Origin of the sequence: Streptomyces sp. BF23-19, from assembly GCF_041106355.1 — a bacterium.
Taxonomy (GTDB): domain Bacteria; phylum Actinomycetota; class Actinomycetes; order Streptomycetales; family Streptomycetaceae; genus Streptomyces; species Streptomyces virginiae_A.
The window spans coordinates 121591-127590 of the sequence record NZ_JBGBPT010000014.1; the positions used below are offsets into that span (position 1 = coordinate 121591).

The 6000-nt window shown below is 70.8% G+C and carries 5 protein-coding genes and 1 tRNA gene; 5 read left to right on the forward strand and 1 reads right to left on the reverse strand.

The features are described 5' to 3' along the window. Nucleotides 1-329 precede the first annotated feature (329 nt). Nucleotides 330-1607: a histidine kinase gene (locus AB8A24_RS11260; protein ID WP_328963075.1), complete on the reverse strand. Its 1278-nt coding sequence runs from the start codon at nucleotides 1605-1607 to the stop codon at nucleotides 330-332. A gap of 160 nt (nucleotides 1608-1767) precedes the next feature. Here AB8A24_RS11260 and AB8A24_RS11265 point away from each other — a divergent pair. The 5 genes from AB8A24_RS11265 (at nucleotide 1768) to pth (ending at nucleotide 5972) form a co-directional block, all read left to right on the forward strand. Further along, nucleotides 1768-1839, forward strand: a tRNA-Gln gene (locus tag AB8A24_RS11265). Between the two features lie 109 nt (nucleotides 1840-1948). Then, nucleotides 1949-3394 (forward strand): bifunctional UDP-N-acetylglucosamine diphosphorylase/glucosamine-1-phosphate N-acetyltransferase GlmU, encoded by a 1446-nt coding sequence (glmU, locus tag AB8A24_RS11270; RefSeq protein WP_328963074.1) that lies wholly within the window; start codon nucleotides 1949-1951, stop codon nucleotides 3392-3394. Between the two features lie 133 nt (nucleotides 3395-3527). After that, nucleotides 3528-4505 (forward strand): ribose-phosphate diphosphokinase, encoded by a 978-nt coding sequence (locus tag AB8A24_RS11275; RefSeq protein WP_030716976.1) that lies wholly within the window; start codon nucleotides 3528-3530, stop codon nucleotides 4503-4505. Between the two features lie 193 nt (nucleotides 4506-4698). Continuing rightward, nucleotides 4699-5283: a 50S ribosomal protein L25/general stress protein Ctc gene (locus AB8A24_RS11280; RefSeq protein WP_328963073.1), complete on the forward strand. Its 585-nt coding sequence runs from the start codon at nucleotides 4699-4701 to the stop codon at nucleotides 5281-5283. 98 nt (nucleotides 5284-5381) lie between these two features. Beyond that, on the forward strand, nucleotides 5382-5972 hold the full coding sequence (gene pth, locus AB8A24_RS11285) for an aminoacyl-tRNA hydrolase (RefSeq protein WP_109780297.1): 591 nt from the start codon (nucleotides 5382-5384) through the stop codon (nucleotides 5970-5972). The last annotated feature ends 28 nt before the right edge of the window (nucleotides 5973-6000 follow it).

A 6000-nucleotide genomic window follows, 5' to 3' on the forward strand; every position in this document is an offset into this window, starting at 1 on the left:
CCGAAGCCGGCCCGACGCGTGGGGAGCGGGGACGGGCAGGGGTGTCCCCGCAGGACGAGCGCGCAACCACCGGGAACAGCCGAGACATGCCCGCATCGCGCGAGCCGAGGAGACACCCCTGCCCGGCTCCGCGGACCGCCCCGCACCGCGACCGAACCCCGATCCGCGACACACACGGGCTCACGGGCCCGGCCTCCGACCGCCGAACCCGCAGAGCGACCCGCACCGCGACCGGACCCCGATCCGCGACACACACGGGCTCAGGGGCCCGGCCCCGGACCGCTGAACCCGCAGAGCGACCCGCACCGCGACCGGACCCCGGGGACCGGCTAGGCGGTCGGGAGGACCGCCGAGACCTTGAAGCCGCCCGCGTCCGTCGGGCCCGACACGAACACCCCGCCCAGGCCCAGGACGCGCTCGCGCATCCCGACCAGTCCGTTCCCTCCGCTCGGCAGGCCCGGTTCGGGGGCCTTGCCGTCGCAGGGGCCGTTCTCCACCTGCATGGCCACCTCCCCCGCGCGGTGCGCGAGCCGCACCACGACCCGTGCGCCCGGGGCGTGCTTGTGGCAGTTGGTGAGCGCCTCCTGCACCACGCGGAACGCCGTCTGCTCGACCTCCGCCGCGTACGCCGCCCACTCGCCGTGCACCAGCATCTCCACGGTCATCCCCGCCGCCCGCGACTGGCCGACCAGCGCCTCCAGCTCACCGAGCGAGGGCCCGTCCTCCGTACCGCAGGCACCCCCGACGGCCGCGACCGCGGCGACGGGCACGAAGGAAGGCGCGGGTACCGGAGCCGGGGCCGGCTTGGACGGCGCCCGGAGCACGCCGAGCATCTCGCGCAGTTCCGTCAACGCCTGCCGTCCCATGTCCCCCACCAGGGCCGCGTTCTTCGCGGCCCGCGCCGGGTCCTTGACGGCCACCGCCTCCAGCGCGGCCGCGTGCACCACCATCAGCGACACCCGGTGGGCGACCACGTCGTGCATCTCCCGCGCGATCCGGGTGCGCTCCTCCGTACGGGCCCACTCGGCCCGCTCCTCCGCACGGTCCGCCAGCAGCGACAGCTCCCGCTCCAGCGAGTCCGCCCGTTCCTGCAGGCTCTCCATCAGTCGCCGCCGGGCCCCGATGTAGAGCCCGAACAGCACCGGCGGCACGGTCAGCGCCACCGCGACGAACACGGAGAGCACGACCACCAGCGTCGGGTCGGCCTCCACGTCCCCACGGGTGCGCATGTACATCACGACGAAGGTCGCGGCCAGCGACATCGAGGCCAGCGTGGCCGTGATCCGCCGGGGCACCTCGGAGGAGGCCAGCGTGTACATCCCGACCACCGCGAGCAGGAAGCCCATCGCGGCCGGTGACACGGCGATCCCGACGAGCACCACGGCGATCGGCCACCGGCGCCGCAGCACGAGCGTGGCCCCCACCACGAACCCGAACAGCACTCCGACCGTGGTCGGCAGCCCCGCCTCGGCGGCGAAGGGCACGCCCTCCCAGGCACACTCCACGGCGGACACCCCGCCGAGCGCCACGTCCCACACGGCGTCCCGCCGCCGCGCCCACCACAAAGGCGGGCCGGCCCTGCCTTCCACTTCCCCCGTTTCGGTCATGCCGTCCAGCGTACGGGCGGCCTGCGCGGCGCCCCGGGGAAATACCCGCCACCGAAAAGGCGGGCACGGGTACCGTCGCGGTGAGGGCAGGTGGTACGGCATAGTAGGGACGGCCAGCTTGATCGGTACGCCGAAATGTCCGATTGAGCCACACTTACTATCCCCTGTGGTGTAATTGGCAGCACTGAGGCTTTTGGTGCCTTATGTCCGGGTTCGAGTCCTGGCGGGGGAGCTGATCGACTCCGGGTCCGGACCTTCACGGTCGGGACCCGCGTTCGTTCGGGGGCACCGACGCCCCGGTATCCTTCACGGGTCCACCCCCGAAGCCGAAGGGCACACCCGTGAGCGCCAACCGCCCGGCAGCCGTCGTCGTACTCGCAGCGGGTGAAGGCACCCGCATGAAGTCGGCGACTCCCAAGGTTCTCCACGAGATCTGCGGGCGCTCGCTCGTCGGTCACGTCGTCGCCGCCTCCCGCGAGCTGGACCCCGAGCACCTCGTCGTGGTCGTCGGGCACGCCCGGGAGCAGGTCACCGCGCACCTGGCCGGCATCGACGCCGACGTCCGCACCGCGGTCCAGTACGAGCAGAACGGCACCGGACACGCCGTCCGCATGGCGCTCGAAGAGCTCGGCGGCCCGATCGCCGGCACCGTGATCGTCGTCTGCGGCGACACCCCGCTGCTGACCGGGGAGACCCTGGCCCGGCTCGCGCGGACGCACGAGGCCGACGGCAACGCCGTCACCGTGCTGACCGCCGAGGTCCCCGACTCCACCGGCTACGGGCGCATCGTCCGCGACGCCGGCGGCGCCGTGACGGCCATCGTCGAACACAAGGACGCCTCCGACGCCCAGCGCGCGATCCGCGAGATCAACTCGGGCGTCTTCGCCTTCGACGGCGCCCTGCTCGCCGACGCGCTCGGCAAGGTCCGTACCGACAACAGCCAGGGCGAGGAGTACCTCACCGACGTCCTCGGCATCCTGCGCGAGGCCGGGCACCGCGTCGGCGCGGCCGTCGGCAGCGACCACCGGCAGATCCTCGGCATCAACAACCGCGTCCAACTCGCCGAGGCCCGCGCGCTGCTGAACGCGCGTCTGCTGGAGCAGGCCATGCTCGCGGGCGTCACGATCGTCGACCCGGCCGGCACCTTCGTCGACGTGACCGTCACCTTCGGCCAGGACGCGATCGTGCACCCCGGCACCCAGCTGCTGGGCACCACGCACATCGCCGAGGGCGCCGAGGTCGGCCCCAACACCCGGCTCAAGGACACGCACGTGGGCGCGGGCGCCCGGGTGGACAACACGGTCGCCGAGAGCGCGGTCGTGGGCCCGCAGGCGAGCGTCGGCCCCTTCGCCTACCTGCGTCCCGGCACGAACCTCGGCGCCAAGGCCAAGGCCGGCACGTACGTCGAGATGAAGAACGCGACGATCGGCGAGGGCACCAAGGTCCCCCATCTGTCCTACGTGGGCGACGCGACGATCGGTGAGTACACCAACATCGGCGCCGCGAGCGTGTTCGTGAACTACGACGGTGAGCACAAGCACCACACCACCGTCGGCTCACACTGCAAGACGGGCTCGGACAACATGTTTGTGGCTCCCGTCACCATCGGGGACGGCGCCTACACGGCCGCCGGATCCGTGATCACGAAGGACGTGCCGCCCGGCGCCCTGGCCGTGGCCCGTGGCCAGCAGCGGAATATCGAGGGCTGGGTGGCCCGCAAGCGTCCGGGCAGTGCCGCTGCCACGGCGGCGCAGTCGGCGGCCTCGGAGGACGCCGAGCGCCCCTGAGGTGAACTGACCGGAAACAGGTACGCCCGCGACGGCGTACCGTGATAGGTGCACGCAATTCGGCTGGCTCACCGTGTGCGGGACGGACGCACATGGGGGCGAGCAGCTTCAACACGTCTGAGGAGACAGTGCTGTGACCGGGATCAAGACGACCGGCGAGAAGAAGCTGATGCTCTTCTCCGGCCGCGCCCACCCCGAGCTGGCCGAGGAGGTCGCGCACCAGCTGGGAGTCGGCCTCGTGCCGACCAAGGCTTTCGACTTCGCGAACGGTGAGATCTACGTCCGCTTCCAGGAGTCGGCTCGCGGCGCGGACTGCTTCCTGATCCAGAGCCACACGGCTCCGATCAACAAGTGGATCATGGAGCAGCTGATCATGATCGACGCGCTGAAGCGCGCGTCGGCACGCTCCATCACCGTGATCGTCCCGTCCTACGGGTACGCCCGTCAGGACAAGAAGCACAAGGGCCGCGAGCCGATCTCGGCCCGCCTGGTCGCCGACCTGCTGAAGACCGCGGGCGCGGACCGCATCCTCACGGTCGACCTGCACACGGACCAGATCCAGGGCTTCTTCGACGGCCCGGTGGACCACCTCTCGGCCCTGAACGTCCTCGCGGACTACGTCGGCGCCAAGGTGGACCGCACGAAGCTCACGATCGTCTCCCCGGACGCCGGCCGCGTGCGCGTGGCCGACCGCTGGTGCGACCGTCTGGACGCGCCGCTGGCGATCGTGCACAAGCGCCGTGACAAGGACGTCGCCAACCAGGTGACCGTCCACGAGGTCGTCGGTGAGGTCAAGGGCCGCGTCTGCGTCCTGGTCGACGACATGATCGACACCGGTGGCACCATCTGCGCCGCGGCCGACGCGCTCTTCGCGCACGGCGCGGAGGACGTCATCGTGACGGCCACGCACGGCATCCTGTCGGGCCCGGCCGCCGACCGTCTGAAGAACTCCAAGGTCAGCGAGTTCGTCTTCACGAACACCCTGCCGGACCCGTCCGACCTGGAGCTCGACAAGATCACGGTGCTGTCGATCGCCCCGATGATCGCGCGCGCCGTGCGCGAGGTCTTCGAGGACGGCTCGGTCACCAGCCTCTTCGAGGAGCAGCAGTAGAACCTGAGGTGACCGCTCCGCGGTAGATCCTTTTTGGTGCGGCCTCCCCCGCCGGGTACACTCCATGAGTTGCTCGGCGAGGGAGGCCGTACCTGTTTGCGGTACGGATACTCCGTTATCGACGCGCTCTTCGTAGCAGGCCGTTCCGGCCGGGTGACTTCCGTCCATTTCCGTCACCCCACGAGGAGTGAGCATGTCCGAGGTCAAGCTTTCCGCCAAGATCCGTGACACCTTCGGCAAGGGCTCTGCCCGTCAGGCCCGTCGCGACGCCCTGACCCCCGCCGTCATCTACGGCCACGGCACCGACCCGAAGCACGTCAACGTCGACGCCCACGCCCTTCAGCTGGCGCTGCGTACCCCGAACGTCCTGCTCTCCCTGGACATGGGCGACGCCGGCACCGAGCTGGTCATCCCGAAGGCCGTGCAGAAGCACCCGCTGAAGCGCTCGATCTCCCACGTCGACTTCCTGATCGTCAAGAAGGGCGAGAAGGTCACCGTCGACGTCGCGATCGTCACCGAGGGCGAGCTGGCCGCCGGCGGCAACATGCTGGAGACCCTCCAGAACACCATCTCCGTCGAGGCTGAGGCCACGCACATCCCGACCGAGGTCACCGTCTCCATCGCGGGCCTCGAGGCCGGCGCCACCATCCACGCGTCGGACCTGGTCCTCCCGAAGGGCACCACCCTGGCCGTCGACGGCGACATCGCCGTCCTGCAGGTCGTGGCCCCGCAGGCCGAGGAGCCGGCCGCCGAGGGCGCCGAGGGCGACGAGGCCTGAGCCTCACCCCACCCCCTCAGCAGTTGCTGACCGACCGCCGTCCGGCTCCACTGGAGCGGGACGGCGGTCGTCTTCGTAGAGGAACCGAGGAGCTTTTGATGTCGGACGACGCGGCGCCCTGGCTGATCGTGGGCCTGGGGAACCCGGGACCGGAGTACGCGGGCAACCGCCACAACATCGGCTTCATGGTGGCCGACCTGCTGGCGGAGCGGATCGGCGGGAAGTTCAAGGCGCACAAGGCCCGCGCCCAGGTGGTCGAGGGCCGTATGGGCCCGCCGGGGCCGGCCAACCGCCGGGTGGTGCTGGCCAAGCCGATGACGTACATGAACCTGTCCGGCGGACCGGTGACGGCGCTGCGCGACTTCTACAAGGTGCCGCTGGAGCGGATCGTCGCGGTCCACGACGAGCTGGACATCGACTACCCGACGCTGCGCCTGAAGCTGGGCGGCGGGGACAACGGGCACAACGGCCTGAAGTCGATGACCAAGTCCATGGGCCCCGACTACCACCGGGTGCGCTGCGGCATCGGACGTCCGCCGGGCCGGATGCAGGTCGCGGACTTCGTGCTGAAGGACTTCTCCTCCACGGAGCGCAAGGAGCTGGACTGGTTCGTGGACCGGGCCGCGGACTCCGTGGAGTGTCTGATCGCCGAGGGTCTGGAGCGCGCCCAGTCGACGTACAACTCCTGACGGACACGAGGAAGCCCCCGCACCGGCC

Coding starts and splice junctions, on each gene's coding strand:
- AB8A24_RS11260 (WP_328963075.1), bottom strand. CDS start 1,607: ATGACCGAAACGGGGGAAGTGGAAGGCAGGGCCGGCCCGCCTTTGTGG.
- AB8A24_RS11280 (WP_328963073.1), top strand. CDS start 4,699: ATGTCCGAGGTCAAGCTTTCCGCCAAGATCCGTGACACCTTCGGCAAG.
- pth (WP_109780297.1), top strand. CDS start 5,382: ATGTCGGACGACGCGGCGCCCTGGCTGATCGTGGGCCTGGGGAACCCG.